Raw genomic sequence first — 24,215 nt, 5'->3', positions numbered from 1 at the left:
AGTATTATCAGCAGCTGCTATATGGCACCCGTACAAGCTATGTTATCTGCTCAGCGTTTTTCCATAACAGCAGACTTACTTTTTTTATTTTTGATGTGCGGTTGAGCCAGATGATGATTCCGCTTACCCAAAGTACAGCAGGCATCAGGCCGGTAATAAACCAGAGAATGCGTGTAAACCACCCTCCTATTTCGCCGAAATGAATTGGTACAAACCAGTTGCGTGTAAGCTGGTGGCCAGCCGGTGCAGTATGTGGCTCGTAAGCGAACAGTATTTTACCTGTATACTGATCGATGTAAACCTGTGGCCTGTACTCGGGGCCGGCATCTACTTCGGCAGTATTTACCACTGAAAAATAGACTCTGTCTGCACTATCCTTCGGCATGATCAGGTTGCGCTTATGGTAGCCCGGATACATGGTTTCCATCATATCCAGGGCCTGAACTATATTTACCTCCGGCAGATCTGTACGGTAAGCAGATTTTATTTTTTTAACATCCGGCGTTGGTTCCTGGGTACCGGTAACATAATCTGCAACGGCCTGTACCTGCTCTGGAAAAGCAAAATATACCCCTGTGATACTTACCAGGAAAAGCGGTATGATAAAGTAAAAGCCAAATACTTTATGCACATCGTAATTACGGCGTTTAAAGCTGGCATTTGATTTCAGGCGAAGGCCCTCTTTCAGCTGTTTCTTTTTATAAGGCAACCATAAATAGAGCCCCGATGAAAGTAACACGATAACCAGCAGCAACGACGCAATACCGGTAACAGTGGAGCCCATTTCGCCTATAGTTAGCTGCCGGTGTATCTCCAACACATCTTCGAGTATGCCGCGGCGTTTGGCCATTTCGCCCAGATACGCGCCCGTAGCTCCATCATAAAACACGAACTCTTTCTTACCCTCAACCTTTACGATGTAATTCTCGAGCTCGCGTAACGGGAAAAGTATTGTTTTAACCTCGCCCCCAAATTGTGCTTCTGCCTTGGCAACTATAGTTCTGGGGTCTATAACGTTTGCATTCGGGTCAGCGCGTTGGTATAGTTCGGAGTATAAAGCTGCCGTAAGCTCCGGCTGAAAAACATAGATTGAACCTGTAATGCCAACTATAGAAAGTATAGCGCCGGCGGTAAGGCCTACCCAGAGGTGCAGTTGCAGGATCAGTTTTCTCATGTGGTCTTAAAACAAATCAGCGACACAACCGAAGCTGCGCCGCCAGATTTTAGCAAAACTATAGTTTATTCAGGTTAAAAACGAACGCCAACAGTACCCTGCACACTGATAGGTGCGCCCGGCATAATTGCTGTTGCAGACTGAGAGCCATCGTAATACTTCACATTGGTCAGGTTCTTCAGGTTGATGGCTGCATGGTACTTCTGGTTGTCGTAGTAAACCGTTGCATCGTAGCGGGTGTACCCTGGCAGTCTGAAGCTGTCATTGGCATCAACCGGACGGTCGCCGAAGCTTGTAAAACCACCACCAATACCAAGTCCTTTCATTGCTCCGTTCTGTAGTTCGTATGTTGTCCAGAGGCTACCGCTGTGCTTGCTCACCCCTCTGAAACGCTTCCCGATATTAGTCTCTTTCGTATCTTCAACGATGCGGGCATCTGTATAACTATAGGTGGCGATCACATTCAAACCTCTTACCACTTCCCCGGTTACATCGGCTTCAAACCCTTCGCTGCGAACTTTACCAACCTGTATGCTAAACGCATTATCCGTAGGGTCTGTAACCGCTACGTTGCCGCGGGTAATATTAAAATAGGCAGCTTTAATGTTCACTTTATCGCTGAGCAATCCTGACTTTATACCAGCTTCGTACAGGTCTGAAGTGGAAGGATCAAAAGCATCTCCTTCTTTGGTCCGGCCAACCTCCGGCTGAAAACCTTTGGACCAGTTACCATATACCGATAACGGGCCTGCAACTTCGTAAAGCAAGCCAACACGTGGGTTAAAGGCTGTGCTGCGCTGTGTAGTTGTAACTGCCGAGAATGTATTCGTTTTCTTGTCCAGTGTCTGTCTGACATTTTCCAGTTCCCAGATATCGTAACGTGCGCCCAGCAGTACTTTTAATTTCTGGCTGATCGATAAGAAGTCCTGCACATACACGCCGTATAGTTGGGTCTTGTCACGGTAATCGTCGCCGAAGGTAAGTTTGGTAGGTTTAGGTTTGCTGCTATAGTTTGGATTGTAAATATTCAGCGTATCGTAATTGCCACGGTTATACCAGATATCAAACATAGAACTAGCCAGCTCCACTCCAACTATAGTTTTATGCTCTATGGCCGCCCCAGTTTTAAAAGTAGCATATAGTTCGTTTTGGGTGGCAAAGTTGCGCTCAAAGTTATACTGGTCCTGCAGGCGGCGGATTACTTTAGAGTTGGAATCGTCGTTCTTCGGGATGCTGCCAAATTCAACTACTTTTCTTTCTTCTGATGAATACGTGAAGTTAGAAGCGTGGCGCAAACTGAAAATATCGTTGAAGCGGTGCTGCAGGTTATACTGTACCAGTCGGTTCTGATGGATGCCCACGTTATCCGGCTCACCGATAGAACGGCTGGCAGGCACATCAGCTATTACGCCGTTAATGGCAACTATACCTCTGTCTGATGCCTGGTCGTGATCTAAGTATTCGGCTTCAACCGTCAGGGATGTTCTTTCAGAGAAATCGTAAGTCAGGGCCGGCGCTACAAAAAAGCGCTTGGTAGCAACAAAATCGCGGTAGGTATCGCCATTTTCATACACGGCATTCATTCTGTATTTCAGCGTCTTCTCATCATTCAGGGAGCCACCAAAATCTATAGCCGGACGGTACTGCCCAAAGCTGTTAGCTGTTAACTGTATATCATGGAAAGTAAAGGCAGTAGGCTTTTTAGTTGTGATGTTTACCATCCCTCCCGGGTCGCTTACGCCGTAGAGTACAGAAGCCGGACCTTTCATAACTTCTATCTGCTGTATGTTGGCCGTTTCGCGGAAGGTGCGCACACTGTTGCGGAAGCCGTTCTTAAAGATACTCTCGGTGCTTGTTCTGAAACCGCGTATCTGGAAAATATCGGTACGGCCACCAAAACCTGTTTCCATCGTTACGCCACTCACATTACGCATGGCATCATCCAGCCGGATAACCTGCATCTGATCCATGGCACGGCGCGAAATGATCTGCACAGACTGTGGCACAGATTTTAAAGGCGCTTCCATTTTAGTAGCTGTAGAACCGATGGGCTGCACAAATTCACCGCTCTTGCTGGTCGTCACAACCACTTCATTCAGGGCTGTCGCCGACGATGGCAGTAAAAAATATTCGGTTATAGTTGACCCTGCTTCCACTTTTACTTCGTGCTTTATAGTGGTATAACCAATGCCAGAAGCAACAAGCGTATAGTTGCCCGCCGCAATAGCTTTGATCACATATTTACCTTCTTCATCGGTAGTTGTGCCGTATGCAGTGCCTTGCAGGGCAACACTTATACCTAATAGCGGTTCATTTCTTTCAGAAACTATTCGTCCTTCTATACGGCCATTATTTTGCGCAGCAGCTGCATAAGTAACAAACAGAAAGACAATAATAGTAAGTAGACTTCGGGACATGATGTATGCTTTTGTTTATTTAGATTAATTCTAAGGAGACACAAAAGTAAGGAGCCGAATGGTAAGTGCAAACGTTTATTTAGATTTTTCTAAATAATGTTTGACTGCATACTTTCAACTATAGTGGCGGCACAACTATATCCTTTTCAGCATTTGGTAAGTATGTAGGAAGGATAACATCAAACAGAATAAAACCTATTTATATGGATACATATAACCTGAAGCCCGAACACATGCGCGCACCCGATAACCTGAGCCGCGAAGAGATACAGAAAAGCCTGGATGAACTAGATAGTAAAATAAAAACCCTGCGGGCAAAAGTGAATGCTACTACCGCCGACTCTAACCATACCTACCATGAGCATATTGCCGCCCTGGAAAAGAAACGCGAACTGATTGCCGAGAAACTGAGCGACACCGAAGATACCCAGGATAAATGGCAGAACCTGCGCAGCGGACTGGACAACCTGAAAAACGACATCGAGAACCTGTTTAAGTAAACTATAGCTATAGTTTGTAACGACCTGAAAACAAAAAGCCCGGCTACTTTGCAGCAGCCGGGCTTTTATTTTATAGTTTATAGTTGCTTAACCAACTACAGGCTCTCTGAAACCAACCCAGGTAAAGCGTTTGATCACAAACTCAGGGTTTGTAAAGGATGCGTTACCGGCCGGGTTACCACCAGTTACGTGGAAGTCGGAGAAGCTGGCATTCTGGTTTACAAAAATACCACCTGTCAGGTTAAAGCTAACCGGCGTACCTGCCAGGCTCATCTCATCCATTATCTTCTCTTTCACAACCGGGTCAGTGGTATAAGCGCCACACGAAATAGCACCATGCTCACGCGCCATGTTGCTGGCAATCTCAATAGACTGGTCCGTATCTTTTGTTTTGATGATCAGTATGATTGGTCCGAACAGCTCGCGGCTGTAGCTTTCCTTGTTAGCGGCCTCTACTTCGTAAATAACCGGCGAACAGGTACGGGCATTGGCAAACATCGGGTTACTGAAGTCGCAGGTTGTAAGTACGGCGTTGCCCCCTATAGTTGCTGCGGATTTTACACGCTCTGTAGTGGCAGGGTTTTGTATGGCACCCAGGATATGCGGACCAGCTTTCGGGTTTTTTACCAGGCCGGTTACAGCATCAGCAATTTTCTGAACAACTTCTTCGTAAGGCACTGTTTCGCCACCTACTTTAATACCTTTTTCCGGGATAAAGAAGTTCTGCGGAGCCGTGCACATCTGTCCGGAGTATAAGCTAACCGAAAACGCCAGGTTCTGCGCTACCTTATCCAGGTCATCCACAGAATCCAGGATGATAGAGTTAACGCCCGCTTTTTCAGTGAATACAGTTTTCCCCTTCAGGCTTTCGATATAGTTACCAAATTCTGTTCCGCCTGTGTAGTCTATCAGTTTTACTTTCGGGTTCTCAGCCAGTTCTTTTGTTATCAGTCTGTCATCGGCATCCACGGCAAGCTGGCAGATGTTCGGGTTCAGCCCGTTCTCTGCTAATACTTTCTGTACTTCGGCTACAACTATAGCAATTGGCAATACTGCTTTCGGGTGCGGTTTTATGATTACCGGGTTACCTGTAACAAGGCTTGCATACATGCCCGGCACTGTGTTCCAGGTCGGGAAAGTAGAGCAGCCAATAACCAGTGCTACGCCTTTCGGTACCGCTTTCCAGCTTTTGTTCAGTTTCAGGTTATATTTACCCATCGGCTTTTCCCATTCAGCGCTTTCCGGAAAACGGGTCTGCTCTTCGTAACCTGATGCGATAGCTTCCAGGGCACGGTCAGCAGCGTGCGGGCCTGATGCCTGGAACGACATCATATATGCCTGGCCTGTTGTATGCATAGTGGCATAAGCGATCTCAAAAAAGCGTTCTCTCATACGCTCCAGCGATTCCACTAAAATAGCAGCGCGGTCAGCAGGCTTTACTTTACGCCACTGATGAAAAGCTTCTTCGGCCCTGTTAATTAGCGTTTCCGGTGAAAAGAAAGGATATTTTATACCTAATGGCTGCTGCTCGTAAGGCGAATCTTCCTGTCCTGCCCAGCTTTCCGGGTTTTCCTGTAGCAGTTCCCCGAACTTATTGTTTAATCTGGATGTATATTTTTCACGGCCTTCTTTGTCCGCATTCTCACCATAAACTTCCGGAGACGGATTTTCAGGATAATGCGCAAAAAAAGTTCGCTCGTGTAGGGCACGTACAGCGGTGTCAAGTGTTGTTTGGTGTTTGATTGCCAGGTTAATAGCCATAGTTTTCAGAATTATGCTTTTAAAATGATTGGTTATGATCCAACCTTGGAAAGTTACGTAAAAAAACAGAAAGGTTTGGGTGTTATTGGGGTAATTCGCCTTATATTTAAAAGTGTTTTTAGGTACTTATTACGGTGACTGCTACACTTCTTATCATCAACTTAAAATTTTAATTTTTGGTATAAATGTTTACCCTCCTAAAGGTGCCCACCCGCCATGGATGTATTGCGTTCATCCTCCTTCTATTGGCTTCGGCTCCAATATTTGCACAGCAGGTTGGTTACGGTTCCCGCACCGTACCACATACAGTGGTGTATAAACTAAACACAGACCAGACCAAAACACGACGTGCCATACCAGACAACTCCTTACAGGCGGCACTAGCTAAAATCAGCGCTAAAAATATTGAGCAGAAATTCCCGGATACAGGTAATTCAGCCAGTCTCAGGCGTGCATCTATAGTTGATATAACACAGATCTACCAGGCTACTTATAGTTCAGAGCTTAGCTTTGATGAAGTAAAACGCACCTTGATGGCAACCGGACAGGTAGCATATGTAGAGCCGCTTTACCTGCGCGAACCATTCCACCAGGCCTCCGATCCGTTTTCCGATTCTACCAAAGCCACTGCCTACCACCTTAAACTGATAAAAGCGTATGGCGCCTGGAATGTACAACAAGGCGACACCAATATTGTTATCGGTATTGTAGATACAGGTTTTCGGATTGATCACCTTGACCTGAAAGACAACATAAAGTATAACTATGCAGACCCGATAGATGGCATAGATAATGATGGCGATGGTTACGTTGATAACTATGCCGGCTGGGACTTTGCAGACCGCGACAACAATGTCAGCGAATCTCCGCGCTGGAAAAGCCATGGGATGAGTGTGGCTGGCGTGGCAGCCGCCTCCCCCGACAATGCAACAGGTATCACAGGGGTAGGTTATAAAACCAAATTCCTGCCTTTAAAAGTATTTTCATCCAATGCTGACGGAACGTTCGGCGGTGGCTACGAGGCTATAGTTTACGCTGCAGCAAAGGGTTGCAAGATCATAAACCTCTCGTGGGGCGGTGAAGGTTATTCGCAGTATGAGCAGGATATTATAAACTATGTGGTGCTGGTGAAAGATGTTGTTGTAGTATCAGCGGCCGGTAATACCAAAAAGCAGCTGAATTTATATCCGGCTTCCTATAACAATGTGCTGTCGGTGGGTGGCTCTGATAAAAATGACTATAAGTACAAGGATTATACCTGGAGCCACTATATGGACCTCATGGCACCCGGCTTTGATATTTATTCCACTACGGTTAATAACAACAACTCATATGCCTACAACTGGGGAAGCTCCTTTGCCTCGCCTATGGTGGCAGGAGCTGCTGCCCTGGTACGCGCCCAATTTCCTGAACTGAATGCACAACAGGTAATGGAACGCCTGCGCGTAACAACAGATGATGTAGCAAGCTTAACTGCCAACCAACCTTTTGCCGGAATGATAGGCACCGGGCGACTTAACATAAAAAATGCACTATCGGCACAGAATTTAAAATCGATCAGGTGCACAGATTTATTTGTGCAACACCACCGTTCTGCTCAATCTGGCAGCACGGTTTCTGTTGAAGCATTTTTCCAGAATATTCTGAGCCCTGTCAGCAACCCTTTGGTTACCTTAAGTACTTCATCGCCTTACATTTCCATTTCAAACCCCGAACTGCCCCTGGGAAGCATGACCACGATGGGTACAGCTGATAACCGCCAGAAACCTTTCCGGGTAACTATAGCTCCTGATACGCCCCTTAATACAACCGTAGCCTTCAGGTTAAACTATACAGATGGCAACTATACTGACTTTCAATACTTCGAGCTAACTATAAACCCTGATTTCCATACGCTGGATGCCAACAATGTGCGCATTACTGTTAACAGCAAAGGGAACCTTGGCTACAATGGCCTTAATTTTAACCAGGGCTCGGGCATGCAATACAAGGGCAGTAATACCATGCTGTTTGAAGGCGGCCTGATGATCGGCACTTCGGCAACGCGCGTGTCGGATAACCTGCGCAATGCCAACTGGAATAATGACGGCGACTTTATACCGGTACAACCGGCCCGCATTTACTATGATGCACCGCTCGCAACACAGGAAGTACATGGTTTTATGCGCGATATCTACCCTTCTACCGGTACAGTTGGTGTGGAAATAAAACATAAAACACTTTCCTGGAACACAGCCCCGGATCTGGATTATGTTATACAGGAATTTACGATCAGAAACCCGACAACAGATACGCTTAAAAATGTAGCGGCTGCCATTTTCGCAGACTGGGATGTAGGCGTATACTACCAGAACGCCGCCGACTGGGATGCGGAAAGAAACCTGGGTTACGTGTACAACACCGCCGCTCAGTTTCCTGTAGTTGGCATAAAACTGCTTACACCTGATGCCCCTGTCTATTATGCTATTAACAACATGGGCGCGGCCGGAAGTATTGCTGTGGAAGATGGCTTTACAAATGCTGAAAAATATGCCATGCTATCCGGTGGGGTGACCCGCACCAAAGCCAATGGCACCGGCAATGGCGATAACGTATCGCATGTGGTGGGTGGGCTCATACCTGTTATTGCACCCGGCCAGAGCCATACCATTACCTTTGCCATACTCTCCGGCGATAACCTGGAGGCGCTGCAGCAGCACGCCGATGCAGCACAACTAAAATACAGGCAGATAAAAAGTGGCCCCGCTCCATTGGCTATTGAAAACACGGTCTGTGAAGGAAGTGCCTTTACATGGGCTCCGGAAGGAGGCTCCAACTATAACTTTTATGCTGATCCGGAGAAAAAGACTTTGCTTAGCAGTGGCCCGAGTTTTACCATCGACGCTTTGAGCCAGAACACTATAATTTACGCAGCCAACGCCGACTCGCTGTTCGAAAGTGAAGTTGTACCAGCCCACATCAGGTTACCACAGCAACCGGAAGCAGATTTTGAAACAGGCTCTGTCGTGTTATTTGCCAATACACCTGTTACGTTTGAGGATAAGAGCACAAACGGCGCTAACTGGAAATGGAATTTTGGAACAGGTGTAGCTGCTACAGAAAAGAGCCCGACCTATATGTTTGCATCGCCCGGTACTTATCAGGTAACGTTACAGATAACAGACCCCGCCGGTTGCCTCAAAGACAGTGTAACAAAAACTTTCCTTGTCAGGGAACCGCTCTCGAAAGATAAGACCGAAATGAACGCCCAGCTTACCGATGTGTTCCCGAACCCGACAACAGGTCTTGTTCGCATAAACTGGGCAGCAGATCCACTCGCTGGTGCAGCTCCGGAAGTGTGGTTCAGTGACCAGGTTGGCCGTAAGTTTCAGTTGCCTGTTACCAGCGAGAATACGAAAGAATTGATATTCGACTTTACAGATGTCCCTAATGGCTTATATATTGCGCACGTTACCTACAAAAACACCAGCTTTATTAAACGGATCGTGCTGATGCGATAAGTTATAGCTATAGCAAACTATAAAAGAAAGGCTTTACAGATATGTAAGGCTTTTTCTGTTTTTAACTTAACCTCTTTATAGTTAGGCTTTTGATGCGTGTTTTCATCTGAAAGAGTAGTAACGGTATAGTTGAATTGCTGGTGAAAACACCAACAATGGCTCAAGGGCTCATTCTATCTAGCTGAAATCATGCTCTTTCGGACTTCCAGGTCCGAAAGCACTCTGCCGGGGACATCCTTGTCCCCTTTACATTTAACGCGGACGTGGACATCCGCAACAGGCAAATTTCGAACACAGATGTCCGAAAAAGCAGTTTATGCATTTTTGCGTGGTGACTGTAGTTTCCAATAAAAACCAAAAGGCCCTACCGATTGGCAGGGCCTTTTATTTATAGTTAGCAGTTAAGCTTATGCGTTAGCGTTCTGCTTTTCTTTTAAACGGATCAGGTTAAGTGCTGAACCAGCTTTAAACCACTCGATCTGTCCTTCGTTGTACGTATGGTTAACCATAAACGCATCCTGAGAACCATCTTTGTGTGTTAAAACTACTTTTAATGGAACACCCGGCGTAAAGTTCTCCAGACCCAGGATATCGATGGTATCGTTCTCCTCGATCAGGTCGTAATCTGCTTTGTTAACAAACGTCAGACCTAACATACCCTGCTTTTTCAGGTTGGTTTCGTGGATACGTGCGAATGACTTCACGATTACGGCACGAACACCCAGGAAGCGCGGCTCCATGGCAGCGTGCTCACGAGACGAACCTTCGCCATAGTTCTCATCACCAACCACTACAGTACCGATACCAGCTGCTTTGTACGTACGGGCAGTTGCAGGCACCGAGTCATAACCACGGGTCATGTCGTTGTAAACCTTGTTAGCCTCGCCGTTAAATGCATTTATCGCACCGATCAGCATGTTGTTCGAGATGTTGTCCAGGTGACCACGGTATTTCAACCATGGGCCAGCCATAGAGATATGGTCAGTAGTACACTTACCTTGTGCTTTAATAAGAAGCTTCAGACCTTTCAGATCAGTGCCTTCCCATGGCTTAAAGCCTTCCAGTAACTGCAGACGGTCAGACTTCGGATCAACAGCCACTTCAACAGTGCTGCCATCTTCCGCAGGCGCTACATAACCTGCATCTTCTACAGCAAAACCATTAATTGGTAATTCAATACCTTTTGGCTCATCCAGTTTCACCTGCTGGCCATCTTTGTTGGTTAAGGTATCTGTAAGCGGGTTAAAAGTAAGGTCGCCGGCAATGGCAAAAGCAGTTACGATCTCTGGTGAAGCCACAAACGCGTGTGTGTTCGGGTTACCATCGTTACGCTTCGCAAAGTTACGGTTGAACGACGTGATGATAGAGTTCTTACGGGTTGGATCGTCGGTGTGACGTGCCCACTGGCCGATGCACGGACCGCAGGCGTTTGCCAATACAACACCACCCATCTGTGCAAATGTATCTAACAGGCCATCGCGGGCTGTTGTATAACGTACCATTTCAGAACCCGGCGTGATGGTAAACTCAGCCTGAGCTACCAGGTTTTTAGTTACCGCCTGCTTTGCGATAGAGGCAGCACGTGTAAGGTCTTCGTAAGATGAGTTGGTGCAAGATCCGATCAGACCTACTTCCAGTTTAGCTGGCCAGCCGTGCTCTTTAACTACAGCAGCGAACTGAGAAATTGGCCAGGCCGCATCCGGCGTGAATGGCCCGTTTACGTGTGGCTCCAACGTTGAAAGGTCGATCTCGATCAGTTGATCATAGAAAGAAGCCGGATCAGCATAAACCTCATCATCAGCGCGCAGGTGCTCAGCTACTTCATCAGCCATCTGAACAATCTCTTCGCGGTTTGTTGAGTTTAAGTATGCACGCATGCTGTTGTCGTAAGCAAATACCGAAGTAGTTGCACCGATCTCAGCACCCATGTTACAAATAGTACCTTTACCAGTACAAGACATACTCTCAGCACCTTCGCCGAAATATTCCACGATAGCACCCGTACCACCTTTTACAGTAAGGATACCAGCCACTTTCAGGATAACGTCTTTCGGAGATGTCCAGCCGTTCAGTTTACCTGTCAGCTTTACGCCAATTACTTTCGGGAATTTAAGCTCCCAGGCCATACCGGCCATTACGTCCACGGCATCAGCACCACCAACACCGATCGCTACCATACCCAGACCACCAGCATTAGGTGTGTGTGAGTCAGTTCCGATCATCATACCACCCGGGAAAGCATAGTTCTCTAATACTACCTGGTGAATGATACCTGCACCCGGCTTCCAGAAACCGATGCCGTATTTGTTTGATACCGAAGCAAGGAAATCGTAAACTTCTTTGTTTTCTGTGTAAGCGTCTTTCAGATCTGAATCTGCGCCTGTGCGGGCCTGGATCAGGTGATCGCAGTGTACCGTAGATGGAACCGCAACGGTAGGCTTGCCAGCCTGCATGAACTGAAGCAAGGCCATCTGTGCCGTGGCATCCTGCATCGCAACTCTGTCCGGAGCGAAATCCACGTAAGATTTTCCACGCTCATACGCCTGCGACGCCTTGCCCTCATATAGGTGTGCATACAGGATCTTTTCAGTCAGAGTCAGCGGTCTGCCAACTGTATTACGGGCAGCTGCAATCCGCTCACCCATACCGGCATAAACTGCCTTGATCATTCCTAAATCAAATGCCATAGTTTTGCTATTGTTAATGTATAAAATGCTTCTTTTCCGAAGTTCACAAATGTACGAAATCTGCAGGCTATTCAGCAACATTAGCTTGCACGAATATAACCTTTACACTATAAACAAGTTCAGGGCGTTTCTTGTTTGGCTTTTACAGATCCGATGACGTAATTTTACCCCATGAAACGTACCTATTCTAATACTTCTGCAAGGCTGATTTTGTTATTTACCTTGCTGCTAACTGTAGGATTTACATCCTGTAATCAAAATAAAATGGACGCTGAAAACCAAACTATAAAACCCGGTACCTGGCGCGTTGCCCTGCAACATACCGGCGGTGTGGAAATTCCGTTTATTATGGAAGCCGAAACCCGCAACGACAGCACCCTTTTATACCTGGTAAATGGCGAAGAGCGCATCCTGGTTGACGAGATCACAACTATGGGCGATTCTGTTAAAATAAGACTTCACATTTTTGATGCAGACCTGATCGCGAAGGTAGATGACGGTAAAATGGCAGGCCGCTTTGTGCGCAACGACCTTTCTTATCCTTATTCGGTGCCTTTTACTGCGGAGCATGGCAATACCAGCCGCTTTAAAGGCAGCCCGGCTGCTGCAAACTATAATTACGATGGAAAATGGGAAGTAGTATTTACCGACACAACCGGTAATAGCTACAAAGCAGTAGGCGTATTTGAGCAGGACAACAATAAAGTAACAGGCACCTTCCTGACCGAAACCGGCGACTATAGGTATTTAGATGGACAGGTTGATGGCGATAAGCTTAACCTTTCAACTTTTGATGGCAACCACGCTTACTTATTTACAGCCACTCCGGAAGATGAGAACACGCTGAAAGGCAATTTTTATTCGGGCATGAACTATACCGAAACCTGGACTGCCAAACGCAACGCCAACGCTGCACTTGCCGATGCCAACACACTCACTTTCTTAAAGCCGGGCTACGAAAAGCTGGACTTCACTTTCCCGGACATAGACGGTAGCGGAAACATTTCGTTGAGCGACGACAAATACAAAGGCAAAGTGATGATCGTGCAGTTGCTTGGCTCGTGGTGCCCGAATTGCATGGACGAGACCAAATTCCTGGCGCCTTACTACGACAAAAACAAAGACCGCGGCCTGGAGATCATTGGGTTAGGTTTTGAGCGCAGCCCGGAGTTTGAAAAAGCTGCCCCGCGCCTGCAGAAAATGAAGGACCGCATGAACGTAAACTATGACCTGGCAGTAGCCGGCATCTCTGATAAAGAGGCAGCCGCCAAAGCCCTGCCCGCGCTTAACCATGTGCTTTCCTTCCCGACCACCATCTACATTGGCCGCGATGGTAAAGTACGCAAGATACATACTGGCTTCTCAGGCCCCGGCACCGGCAAATACTACGAAGACTGGGTAGCTGATTTTAACAAGACGATGGATCAGTTGCTGGCTGAGAAGTAACCTCCCCCTTCCCCTCCTAAAAACAGGAGGGGGTTTTTATTTGCTCACATTTTGCTGGCGCGGATCTGTGATCCGTGACTTGCTTATATGTCGGATTTGCAATCCGACTGGACCGGAGGCCTAACTATAGACTGACACGAGCAAATACACTTGCACCATACCAAAACTATACTCTACTTCCCAACATGCCGCAAGTTTGCAACTTGTGGCTATACATGAAGCCAGTTTGTAACTGGAGTTTTTATATAAACTATAGTTTCGGCAGTTACAAACTGCCTACCATGCTAAACTACCAGTTACCGCTACGCTCAAACTGGCGGTATGTATTTGGCTCCTTCCCCTATTCTTTGAGAAGGGATTGGGTGGGGTTATTTCCGCAACCTTACCAACCTGAACGTACCATTCAAAGCAGCAGGCTCATTTAATTCTATAGTTAGAGAAGTGTGGCTAACTATAGTTCCGATGCTGCGGTTGATGTCGGAGAACAGGGTGCTGGCTATCTGGTTAAAGAACTGGCGAACTATAGTTGGCTTCTGCCCGTCCGGCAAAAACTTATCGAAAACCATAACTGTACCTCCAGGCCTCAGCACACGCTCCACTTCTTTTATGCAAGCTATCGGGTCTGGTATAACGGCCAGTATCAGGTGTGCAATTACGGCATCAAAACTATTGTCGGCAAAGGTTAGTTGCTGGCCATTCATCACGCGGGCATCAACTGGAATACTTAACTTTTCAGCTCGCTCCTGCAATTTGGTGATCATACCGGGCGTAATGTCAATGGCTGTTAAATTAGTGTAATTTTGAAGGTAAGGTAGATCAAGGCCGGTGCCGGCACCGAGAAGCAGTATGGCATCGTTAGCTTTTGCGTTTAGTAGCTCTACAGACCGCTTTCTGTACTTCCGGAAAATGCGGTCGGCAATCAGGTCGTAGATGGGCAAGTATAAAGTGTACCGAAGGCGGTTCCAGGTAGTGGTGTTCAGGCTCATTTTTTCATAGGTTATTTTGCATGCTCAAAACTACCTGCTTTCAACCGCTACCGCCTTATAGTTTTATAGGTATAGTTTACAGATTTTCAGAACAGTGATTAAGGGGATTTTTCTGATTTACAGGATTGGGCTTGATAGATGATTATTGTAGTTTCTGTCCGTACCATTGATTTATGATCATTGAATGAATAAACTATAGATTATCTAATCCGGTTGCAACTATATAGGCTGGGATGGGCTTAAATCCTGTTAATCCTTTAATCCTGCAAATCCTGATTCAGACAAACAAAAAAGACGCAACATCTTGCGTCTCTACATCCGGCTAATCCATCTGTTCCCATTAATCAGGGGCTCAGATAGAAAATTCTGTTAAATCAGTCTAATCGCCTTAATCACTGGTCTATTTTTCCCGCTCTATTGTATAGGCGATCAGTTGCTCGAGTGAGCGACGCGAGGGGTTATCAGGGAAGGTATGCAGAATTTCGAGGGCTTCGGCGTGGTAGCGGTTCATAACTTCAACCGTGTACTCAATACCACCAGATTGCTTCACGAAATCAATTACCTGCTGCACGCGCTTGTTGTCGCCGTTGTTGTTTTTTACGTTGTAAATAACGCGGCGCTTGGTTAGCCAGTCTGCATTGCGGAGCGCATGTATCAGCGGCAGGGTCATTTTCTTTTCTTTGATGTCGATGCCGACCGGCTTGCCGATCTCAGCGGTACCGTAATCGAAAAGGTCGTCTTTTATCTGGAAGGCAATACCAACTTTTTCACCGAATAAGCGCGCTTTCTCTATCTCTTCTTTCGACGCACCCGCAGAAGCAGCGCCCACAGCACAGCATGAGGCTATAAGCGAGGCCGTTTTCTGACGGATAATATCAAAGTAAACTGCTTCGTCAATGTCCAGGCGGCGGGCTTTTTCGATCTGCAGCAACTCTCCCTCACTCATTTCCCGCACCGCATTCGATACGATTTTCAGCAGTTCAAAATCATCGTTGTTCAGCGAAAGCAACAATCCTTTCGAGAGCAGGTAATCACCAACCAACACCGCGATCTTATTTTTCCAGAGGGCATTTACTGAAAAGAAACCGCGTCTATAGTTGGCGTCATCCACTACATCGTCATGCACCAGGGTCGCCGTGTGCAGCAACTCAATAAGAGCGGCACCCCGGTAAGTGGCATCGGTTATGGTTTCGTGGTATAGTTTGGCCGTAAAAAACACGAACATCGGGCGCATCTGTTTGCCTTTGCGCTTTACGATGTAGCTCATGATACGGTCTAAAAGCAGCACTTTCGACTTCATAGAAGCCCGGAACTTCTTCTCGAAAAGCTCCATTTCGCTTGCTATTGGCGCTTGTATTTTATCTAGGCTGCTGCTCATGTTTTGGTGTTGCAATATTACGGTCTCCAATAGTGGTTTCCAAACGTGCAGGGGGCAAAACCGGGTATAATTATTAAATTGCTGGCAATTGATCTCTTTGATGCTGATCAACTGCCTGCAGGATTATGTTTTACCCGGAAACCAAAACTGCATTTGATGTTGTGCTATCATTTTACCGGTTGGAATAAACCAAGGTGAGCCTCAACAAATCATAAAATTATACCGTTAAAGCATCCTATAGTACAGTTATTTTTTTAAGTAACCTATGGCAAATACCCTTAAAGTTGATTTTATTGTTTATCCCGAACATGGCCGTCCATTTACTGCCGATGCCGTTTACGAACCTACTTCGCAACCCAAACCTGTCGTGATATTTACGCATGGGTTTAAGGGGTTTAAAGACTGGGGACATTACAATTTACTGGCGCAGTATTTTGCGGAGCAGGGCTTTGTATTCATAAAATTCAACTTTGCTTATAATGGCACTACTGTAGAAGATTTTTCTGATTTACACGACCTCGAAGCATTCGGGAATAACAACTTCTGCCTGGAGCTTGATGACCTGAAAGCCCTGATTGACATGGTAAAAAATGTAGAGGGCCCACTGCCTCACAATGAGCTTGATCTGGACCATATTTACCTGATTGGCCATAGTCGTGGTGGGGGTACTGTTATACTTAAAGCGGCTGAAGATCCGCGTATAAAAGCTGTTGCTACCTGGGCGGCCGTAAATAAATTTGACCAGCGCTGGGATGAGCTTGAAAATGAAAAGTGGGAGCGCGAAGGCGTGCAATGGATAACCAACGCCCGCACTGGCCAGAAAATGCCGATGTATTACCAGATAATGGAAAACTATATTGCGAACAGGCAGCGACTCGAGATTCCGAAGGTGATACAGACGATGCAGCAGCCTTTGCTCATATTGCACGGCAAAGAAGACGAAACGCTGCCTATTCAGATGGCGCACGACCTGCACTCCTGGAAGCCTGATGCCGAGATGCACCTGCTGCCCGGTGCCGATCATTCGTTTGGCGGCAAGCACCCTTACGAAAAGGACGAACTGCCGGAAGCTGCCCGTGCAGCCGCTGACCTGAGCATAGCCTTTTTCCGGAAACATGCCTGAACTATACCTGCTGCTGGGGAGCAACCTTGGCGACCGAACATTATACCTGCAACAAGCCCGCGAAACTATAGCTACGCAAGTAGGAACTATAGTTCAGGCTTCTGCTATCTACGAGACCGCCGCGTGGGGCAAAACAGATCAGCCCAGTTTCCTGAACCAGGTGCTTGAAGTAACTACTGACTTTAGTCCGGAGCAGGTGCTGCAAACTATAAACACTATAGAACACGACCTTGGCCGCGAACGCCTGGAACATTGGGGAGCACGCGTTATTGATATCGATATCCTGTTTTATGACAACCTGGTGCAGCAAACCCAACGGCTGACCATACCGCACCCGCAATTGCACCTGCGCCGCTTTACGCTGCTGCCTTTATATGAGGTCTCCCCTGATTTAGTACATCCGGGCTTAAAGCAAACTATAGCCGAGCTACTGGAAAACTGCCCGGATAAACTGGAAGTAAAAAAATTTGTAGAAAATAAAGCTTGAGAAATGCCTTCAGGGAAAGGGTGTTCTACAGTGTTGGCGGATATTTGTACGGCTTTTTAGCTATTATTTTTTGATACAACCATTCTTTAGCCTCTTTTTCATCTTCAAATGTGCGCACTTCAAAAATATCTTTTACCAGCGGCGCAAAAGTACTGAACGAGTTCTGACCAAATATGCCGTACGACATAACATGCGCAAAGTGCTGCACACCTAATTCTTTAGCTTGCGGGGCCCACTTATAAGCCATCCAGTTAACTCCAACCTCCCAGGGACCTACCAGTTCGTGGTTATTGTTAAGTATCGCAGAACATGGCTTTTGCCGGAGCATTGCCAGTAACTGGTTTCCCGCCATTATTATACTTTCCAGCGATTGTACCCCTATCCAATTAGCAGAAATAAAAGAATTGTCAGCATTGCGTTCAGCCTCAAAAAAGACATCGCCGTTTGCTTTTCTTAATTCTTTTTTATTCATCAAACCAATTAAATGCTCTTGCTATTACGCATTCAGAACAAAAGCGGTATCTAGTTCTTTATAAAATTTTTGATCCTGCCTATCGTTTCGTCGGGCGCACTTAAATTGGGGCAATGGCCGATCGCATTCATTTGCTCGAACCGGCTGCCTGCTATGTGCTGATGCACATAATTGCCAACAACTTCAGGCGCAATCACATCTTCAGAGCATTGCAGAATCAGTGTGTCTGTTGTTACAGTAGCCAGATCCGATCTGTTATCAGACAGGAAGGTGACGCGGGCAAAATCCTTAGCTACCTCTATGTCGCTACTGCAAAAGCTATTCGACAGCTCTTCACCAAGCTCGGGTCTGTCAGGGTTACCCATAATAACCGGTGCCATCGTTTTAGCCCATGTCAAGTAATCACTTTCAAGAGATTTTATCAAACCCAGTATACTCTCCTCAGTGAAGCCGCCAGTATAGTCTCCGTCGTTAATGTAGCACGGAGAAGGGCCGATGAGTACGAGTTTAGAGAAACGTTCAGGCTGTTTATTTGATGCCAAAACCCCGATCATGGCGCTGACAGAGTGGCCTACATAAATAATATCCCTCAAATCCAGTTCCTCGCATATTGCCAAAATATCGTCGGCGTAGGAATTTAAGGAGGAGTATTTAGCAATGGTATAGGTTGAGGTATCAGAAGCACCAAAGCCTATGTGGTCAAACAATATGATCTTGTACTCATCCTGGAAAGCCGGCGTAATGAAGCGCCACATCTTCTGGTCGCAGCCATAGCCGTGGGCAAATAACATCGGCTGTTGGCCATTTCCGAGGACCTTCACATTATGTTTCTGAGTTGCAGTCATAGGTAGTTGTAAAGATAGAACTTAGATATGGGCCGTAAAAGTACAGTAAATACATAACTATACCTATTCCCGGGTTTTCACTCACCTTATATCACGTTACTTACCATATTTTCATGTTTTCAGCTCGTCCAGTAAACAGCTTACTTATAAGTAGTCCCGTTGAATTGCTGCTAAATTTCTGGGTTATTTACTGAAGCAGTTCAGGAAGAAGCCTCTAATCAGTACATAATTCCTGTCAGAACTTTTCTTCAATACCCAATCCGAAGAGTGCATAATCGTACTTTACCGGATCTGACGGGTCAAAAGCTCTGAGGTGGTCGGTTAGTTCTTCGGCTGTCTGCCAGTCCATGCCTTTACGGGTAATCAGGCCCAGCCGTCGTGCTACGCGCTCCACATGTACATCACAGGGGCATACCAGATCAGCCGGTTTCATTGTGTCCCAGATTCCGAAGTCTACACCATTATCATCCTTACGCACCATCCACCGCAGGTACATGTTTATACGTTTGCAAGCTGATTTGCGGGCCGGAGTAGAAATATGTTTTTTTGTTCTGTGAGGCGCGTCTTCCAGGCTAAAAACCATGTCGTGGAAATGCATCAGCCGTTCTTTTTGTGTTTTGATAGTGTTCAGCTCTCCGGTAAAAGCAACTTCCAGACTATCATAACGGCTATAATACCAGTTAAAAAAATGGATAAAGTAAAGCAGGTCGGTGTCGTTGAAGGTCCGGTGTTTGAAACCTAGAAATCGTGGCAGGTCCTGCTCCTGGTGGTTAAGGATAAAGTCGTGGGGCGCATTATTCATCAGGTCCATTAGCTTTAAACAGTTATTGATGATGGTTTTTCGCTGGCCCCATGCGAGGATTGAGGCAAAAAATCCACTTATTTCAATATCCTGCTTTTTTGTAAAACGGTGCGGTATAGAAACCGGATCATTCGGAATAAAGGCTGGTTGGTTGTATTTTTCTACTCTGTCGTCGAGCAGCGCTTTTATAGCGGCAATATCTTGCTTCATTGATTTAAAGGTCTGTAGCTGCAGTATACGGGCTGTTCACAAAATTATAAAACCTACGAGTTTATAGTTGAGATTTTGATGTTGTTCTGTTTATAGTTTTGATGTTGGGTGTTAGTACGTACCCGATAGTTTAAACCCTAAATTACCTCACCCCAGCCCTCTCCTTTTGAAGAGGCCCCTACCCCCAAAACAGGAGGAAGTTTTGTTATAGTTAATAGCTATAGTTCGTATTGCTGGCGCGAGCGTCTTCGCTCGTGACTAATTATGGTGTTGAGTCTCCTGACTCAACTGGCCCGCGAGGGGCAGGAATTGTCTGAACCAGGATTTATAGGATTAATGGATTGGATAGATAAAGCTACTGCTATAGTTAGAGGTAAAGTTTTATAGTTAGAGTTAATTCAACCACCCCTCCTTGTCTAATCCTGGGAGCTCTTTTTGCTACTTCTATAATTTATTCCATTGTTCTATAGTTAGCATTTCAACCCACCCCTGCCCCTCCCGAGAGGGGATTTTCTGCTGTTGCTATAGTTAGAGCTATCGTTCTATAGTTGCGTCTTTAACACCCCTGTAGTCCCCTCAAGGGGACAATTCTGCCTTTACCAATTCCTAAACTCTAATTTTATAGTTACACACCACGAGCAGGACAGGTTTACCTGTTCCTTTGAAACTAATACCACGATAAAGCCAAATGCAATAAAACCTCAGTCAACTACAGCTTCTACTATCGAGTTTGATCACAGTCTTTGGGTAGAGCGCATTTGACTTGTTGCGGTGGCGAAGCCAATCCGAGGCACGAGGATAGCAAGAAGGCAGCAGCGCGATGCCCGAAGACGGGGCCTCCCGGCCGTGAGGGCACCAAAGCTACATATGAAACTATAGGCGAGTAGAGCTCCCAGGATTAAAAGTAGCTATGAAAGGAAGGCTTGGTTCTAAAAGTAGAAAATCAATCTATAAGCTGAGATAGATTTCTCACGCTGTTCGAAATGACAAAAAGAAACTATAGGACATATAAAATCCCTCAGCTGACGCTTGAGTAACAACAAGGAAACTCTAAAACTAAAAAGCCAGTTACAGGGCTGCAACTGGCTTTCCATATATAAATTTAACCGTAATTACGGCATATAAGAAACCTCTACTCTGAACTTCTGATCAACAGCGCCTAGCTTCTGGTAAGCTTTTTTAGAGATACGAACTACCACATTATTATTGGTGCCGGTATCAGGTAATTTCCCGATCACACGGACATACACCACCTGGCCGTTCATGGAGTTTTTAACCTGCATGATAGTACCAACAGGGGCCGTTTTATGTAATGCCAGGTATTTGTTTGTATCTGCTTTCGGATCTATCATTTCGGCCATACCGTTTTCGATCACTTTCTTAACACCAGCAGCAGTTTCTGTTGCACCTGCTTCTTCTTCTCTTTCACTTACTGTTGGTATAGACTCGGCTGGAGTTGAAGCTGTAGCAGGATTAGCTGATGCTGTAGTAGTGGTAGTTTTAGTTGTGCTGGCAGGTGTGTTCTTAGGTGTTACCGGGGCTGCTACTGGTGTAGTTGCCGTTGCTTTTTCAACTTCATCATCAACTTCCGGGACATAAACCGGTTTGTTGGCAGTAGGAACAGCGCCTTTTCCAACGATCAGACCGGTGCCGATCTCAATGTTGTTATCAGCAAGATTATTCCAGGTTTTGATACTCTCTACTGATACGCCATGCATGCGAGAAATGCTGTAAAGCGTTTGCTTTGCCTCTACCACATGTATTTTTTCGCCTTTGTTATTCACCGTAAACGTGCGGTTACTGGCAGTTGCCGCCGGGGTTTTAGGCGTTGTAGTGGCCACCGAATTAGCCGCAGCAGACAAAGGCGCATTTCGCGGAATAAGTACGATCTGATCCACTCTTATACTTGCTTCCACGGTAGGGTTAGACTCCACAATTTTGGCAACAGGTACCCCATACTTGCGCGACAAGGCATACAGGGTTTCTTTTGGCTCCACTTTGTGCTTCACAAAAAACTTACCGTTGCGGCGCTCCACTCCTACAGAGTCGCGCAGGGCAACATGGGTTGTGGCCGAAGCTGATAATGAAAGTACCGGTGACAGTAAAAGTGCAAGTAAAAGTATGCGTACCATGGCTAAAAGGTAAACTATGTAAGACTATAAACAACTAAAATATTTCGTTGCCGGATAAAGTATAATTTGTGGTTAAAGATAATAAAAGTATCTGAACCTATGCCACTTAATCCGGCCGCAATGCACTGCTGCAACTGCAATTCGCCATCCAAATTAAACACACACAGCGTATTATCTAAATTTCCGTGCGCATTCTCTGTATAAAATCCTGTATAAAAGTTTTGCCCGGTTTCAGCATACTCTATCCCCTTCACTGGTTTCACGTTAAGCTTGTGCTCCAGAAAATTACATACTTCGTTATAGTATGATTCTCCTTCCAGGTAAAGCATTGGGTAGGTACACGCCTGTGACTTAACCGTATTATAGTCAGCCACAGCATTTGCGCCGCTGTCCAATGACACGTTCTCTGCAACTATAGTTCCGGTTTTAAATTGCAGCAACTTTAAATTCTGATCCTGTAAGTCAAGCGCCAGAACTCCGTCTTTAGTAACGCCATAAAAAGCCAGTTCCGGCTGTTGCCATTGCAGGTTTGTAGTGGCAGCATCATAAGCAAATATCCCCTTGTGCTGACCAATCTGGCGGTCGCCGTAGCCGTGTATAAACAGCAGGCCTTCGTGAGCGTCCTCCAGCCCCAGCCACCAGTTTTTAGCGGCAGGCATCGGAAGCTTTTCGAGTTTATGCTGATCCAGATCGAGTGAATAGAAATCAGCAAGCAGCAGGTCAGCGTCGCGGAGTTCAAAAGCGAGCCGGTTGGCAGCACTATCCAGTCGCATGCGCCACACGGGCGCTCCAAAGTCGTATGTATAAACTAACGGAAGTATAACTCTTAACTTTTTATTATATTCAACCAAAATAGCACATTATCAGCCCCAAATGTATGAATTCTGACTCAAAACGTTGGCATTGCGCACTACTGTATCTGCTTACCTTTATTTTAATACTTCCTGCTGCTGGGCAAACCCAAAAACAGAAGGTATTACTGATGGAAATAAAGTCTGAGATTGACCCGCGTACCAACCGTTATACTGAGCTCGCCCTGAACCACGCTACTGAAATTAAAGCCGACCATGTGCTTTTGGTACTCGATACATTTGGCGGTGCTTTGAATGATGCAGATGAGATCCGGAAACGCATACTCGAATATCCGAAACCAGTGTATGTGTTCATCAATAAAAATGCAGCATCAGCAGGGGCTCTGATTTCGCTGGCCTGCGATAGTATTTATATGGCGCCAGGAGCAAATATTGGTGCCGCAACGGTAGTTAGCGCCAGCGGTGAAGCCGCTCCGGGCAAATACCAGAGTTATATGCGTTCTATTATGCGCTCCACTGCCGAAGCCCAGGGCCGCAACCCGCACCTTGCCGAAGCGATGGTTGAAGCCAGTATAGACAGCACTTTATCAGCCGGGCAGGTACTTACTTTTACAACTTCCGAAGCTATAAAAAATGGCTTCTGCGATGGTCCCGCCACAACGGTAGATGATGTGTTAAAGCAGGTTAATTTACAGGATGCCGAAATTGTAAAGTACGAGCTAAGCACTACCAACAAGATCATTTCTTTCTTCCTGAACCCATTTGTCAGCGGTATACTTTTGCTGCTGATCATTGGTGGACTGTACTTCGAACTGCAGTCTCCTGGCATTGGCTTTCCGCTGGCGGCGGCGGTAGTTGCCGGTATTTTGTACCTGACTCCGTACTACCTCAATGGGCTTGCTGAGAACTGGGAAATACTGCTCTTTATAGCCGGGCTCATACTTATTGCCGTTGAAGTGCTGGTAATTCCAGGTTTTGGCGTTACAGGTATCAGCGGAATTATACTGGTGTTCGTTTCGCTGGTGCTGATCATGGTAAATAACCAGAACTTCGACTTCACATTTGTACCATCCAGCGCTATTATGCAAAGCATGATCTCGGTTTTGCTGGGCATGGTTGGCGCCGTGATTCTGGTGGCACTTACCTGGAACCGTTTTGCCGCCAGCCGAACGATGCAGCGCATGGTGTTGCACAATACCTTTGAGGGCTCCGAAGGATATCGTTCGTCAGCTGACTCATCGCATTTAGTTGGTAAAACCGGCATAGCACATACCAGAATGGCCCCAACCGGAAGAGTAATGATAGATGACACACTTTACGATGCCCAGGCAAGAGAAGGCTTTATAGAACAAGGCGAAACTATAGAAGTACTAGACCACAGCACTTTCTCCCTGGTCGTTAAAAAAGTTTAATTACTGATGGTTGAATGACTAATTGTGAATTGCTGATTGATGTTTAAAACCAAAACTTTCTAATTTTCTAA

Annotated in this window: 17 protein-coding genes; 6 read left to right on the top strand and 11 right to left on the bottom strand. The window is 46.2% G+C overall.

The features are described 5' to 3' along the window. Window positions 1–37: 37 nt before the first annotated feature. Together GSQ66_RS01205 and GSQ66_RS01200 are read right to left on the bottom strand one after the other, a co-directional pair. On the bottom strand, window positions 38–1,174 hold the full coding sequence (locus GSQ66_RS01205; RefSeq protein ID WP_162425779.1) for a PepSY-associated TM helix domain-containing protein: 1,137 nt from the start codon (window positions 1,172–1,174) through the stop codon (window positions 38–40). Between the two features lie 74 nt (window positions 1,175–1,248). Then, window positions 1,249–3,591, bottom strand: a complete 2,343-nt coding sequence (locus GSQ66_RS01200) for a TonB-dependent receptor (protein WP_162425778.1) — start codon at window positions 3,589–3,591, stop codon at window positions 1,249–1,251. A 203-nt stretch (window positions 3,592–3,794) separates the two neighbouring features. Here GSQ66_RS01200 and GSQ66_RS01195 point away from each other — a divergent pair, with 203 nt between their 5' ends. Further along, complete coding sequence (locus GSQ66_RS01195) at window positions 3,795–4,091, top strand: sll1863 family stress response protein (protein WP_162425777.1); 297 nt, start codon at window positions 3,795–3,797, stop codon at window positions 4,089–4,091. Between the two features lie 87 nt (window positions 4,092–4,178). Here GSQ66_RS01195 and paaN read toward each other — a convergent pair whose 3' ends face one another. Further along, complete coding sequence (gene paaN, locus GSQ66_RS01190; RefSeq protein WP_162425776.1) at window positions 4,179–5,852, bottom strand: phenylacetic acid degradation protein PaaN; 1,674 nt, start codon at window positions 5,850–5,852, stop codon at window positions 4,179–4,181. A gap of 185 nt (window positions 5,853–6,037) precedes the next feature. Between paaN and GSQ66_RS01185 the strand changes: the two genes are divergently transcribed. Beyond that, window positions 6,038–9,352 (top strand): S8 family serine peptidase, encoded by a 3,315-nt coding sequence (locus GSQ66_RS01185; RefSeq protein ID WP_162425775.1) that lies wholly within the window; start codon window positions 6,038–6,040, stop codon window positions 9,350–9,352. A gap of 407 nt (window positions 9,353–9,759) precedes the next feature. Here GSQ66_RS01185 and GSQ66_RS01180 read toward each other — a convergent pair whose 3' ends face one another. Then, entirely contained in the window at window positions 9,760–12,039 is a 2,280-nt protein-coding gene (locus GSQ66_RS01180; RefSeq protein ID WP_162425774.1) for an aconitate hydratase, read from the bottom strand. A gap of 171 nt (window positions 12,040–12,210) precedes the next feature. Between GSQ66_RS01180 and GSQ66_RS01175 the strand changes: the two genes are divergently transcribed. Next, on the top strand, window positions 12,211–13,485 hold the full coding sequence (locus GSQ66_RS01175) for a peroxiredoxin family protein (protein ID WP_238395775.1): 1,275 nt from the start codon (window positions 12,211–12,213) through the stop codon (window positions 13,483–13,485). Window positions 13,486–13,853: 368 nt separating this feature from the next. On the opposite strand, the gene GSQ66_RS01170 is transcribed toward GSQ66_RS01175, so the two are convergent. Together GSQ66_RS01170 and GSQ66_RS01165 are read right to left on the bottom strand one after the other, a co-directional pair. After that, complete coding sequence (locus GSQ66_RS01170) at window positions 13,854–14,471, bottom strand: class I SAM-dependent methyltransferase (RefSeq protein WP_162425773.1); 618 nt, start codon at window positions 14,469–14,471, stop codon at window positions 13,854–13,856. A 400-nt stretch (window positions 14,472–14,871) separates the two neighbouring features. Beyond that, window positions 14,872–15,849 carry a polyprenyl synthetase family protein gene (locus GSQ66_RS01165; RefSeq protein ID WP_162425772.1) on the bottom strand — a complete coding sequence of 326 codons (978 nt, stop codon included), beginning with the start codon at window positions 15,847–15,849 and terminating at the stop codon, window positions 14,872–14,874. A 265-nt stretch (window positions 15,850–16,114) separates the two neighbouring features. Between GSQ66_RS01165 and GSQ66_RS01160 the strand changes: the two genes are divergently transcribed. Beyond that, window positions 16,115–16,972, top strand: coding sequence for an alpha/beta hydrolase family protein (locus tag GSQ66_RS01160; protein WP_162425771.1), 858 nt, complete (start codon window positions 16,115–16,117; stop codon window positions 16,970–16,972). Then, window positions 16,965–17,459 (top strand): 2-amino-4-hydroxy-6-hydroxymethyldihydropteridine diphosphokinase, encoded by a 495-nt coding sequence (gene folK, locus GSQ66_RS01155; protein ID WP_162425770.1) that lies wholly within the window; start codon window positions 16,965–16,967, stop codon window positions 17,457–17,459. The genes GSQ66_RS01160 and folK overlap by 8 nt, the downstream gene beginning before the upstream one ends. A 25-nt stretch (window positions 17,460–17,484) precedes the next feature. Here folK and GSQ66_RS01150 read toward each other — a convergent pair whose 3' ends face one another. The 5 genes from GSQ66_RS01150 to GSQ66_RS01130 form a co-directional block, all read right to left on the bottom strand. Continuing rightward, the gene (locus tag GSQ66_RS01150; RefSeq protein ID WP_162425769.1) at window positions 17,485–17,931 is read right to left on the bottom strand and encodes a hypothetical protein; all 447 of its coding nucleotides are present in this window, start codon (window positions 17,929–17,931) and stop codon (window positions 17,485–17,487) included. Window positions 17,932–17,981: 50 nt separating this feature from the next. Further along, window positions 17,982–18,776 carry an alpha/beta fold hydrolase gene (locus tag GSQ66_RS01145; RefSeq protein WP_162425768.1) on the bottom strand — a complete coding sequence of 265 codons (795 nt, stop codon included), beginning with the start codon at window positions 18,774–18,776 and terminating at the stop codon, window positions 17,982–17,984. 235 nt (window positions 18,777–19,011) lie between these two features. After that, entirely contained in the window at window positions 19,012–19,788 is a 777-nt protein-coding gene (locus GSQ66_RS01140; protein ID WP_162425767.1) for a TIGR02757 family protein, read from the bottom strand. Window positions 19,789–20,900: 1,112 nt separating this feature from the next. Continuing rightward, window positions 20,901–21,920, bottom strand: coding sequence for a septal ring lytic transglycosylase RlpA family protein (locus tag GSQ66_RS01135; protein ID WP_238395774.1), 1,020 nt, complete (start codon window positions 21,918–21,920; stop codon window positions 20,901–20,903). Between the two features lie 14 nt (window positions 21,921–21,934). Further along, entirely contained in the window at window positions 21,935–22,771 is an 837-nt protein-coding gene (locus GSQ66_RS01130) for a DUF4905 domain-containing protein (protein WP_162425766.1), read from the bottom strand. 131 nt (window positions 22,772–22,902) lie between these two features. On the opposite strand from GSQ66_RS01130, the gene GSQ66_RS01125 reads away from it, so the two are divergent. Next, the gene (locus GSQ66_RS01125) at window positions 22,903–24,144 is read left to right on the top strand and encodes an NfeD family protein (RefSeq protein WP_238395773.1); all 1,242 of its coding nucleotides are present in this window, start codon (window positions 22,903–22,905) and stop codon (window positions 24,142–24,144) included. Window positions 24,145–24,215 lie beyond the last annotated feature (71 nt).

Source organism: Pontibacter pudoricolor (genome assembly GCF_010092985.1).
Lineage (GTDB): Bacteria > Bacteroidota > Bacteroidia > Cytophagales > Hymenobacteraceae > Pontibacter > Pontibacter pudoricolor.
Note: the sequence above shows the minus strand (reverse complement) of the source record. Positions and strands in the feature narration are given on the sequence as shown.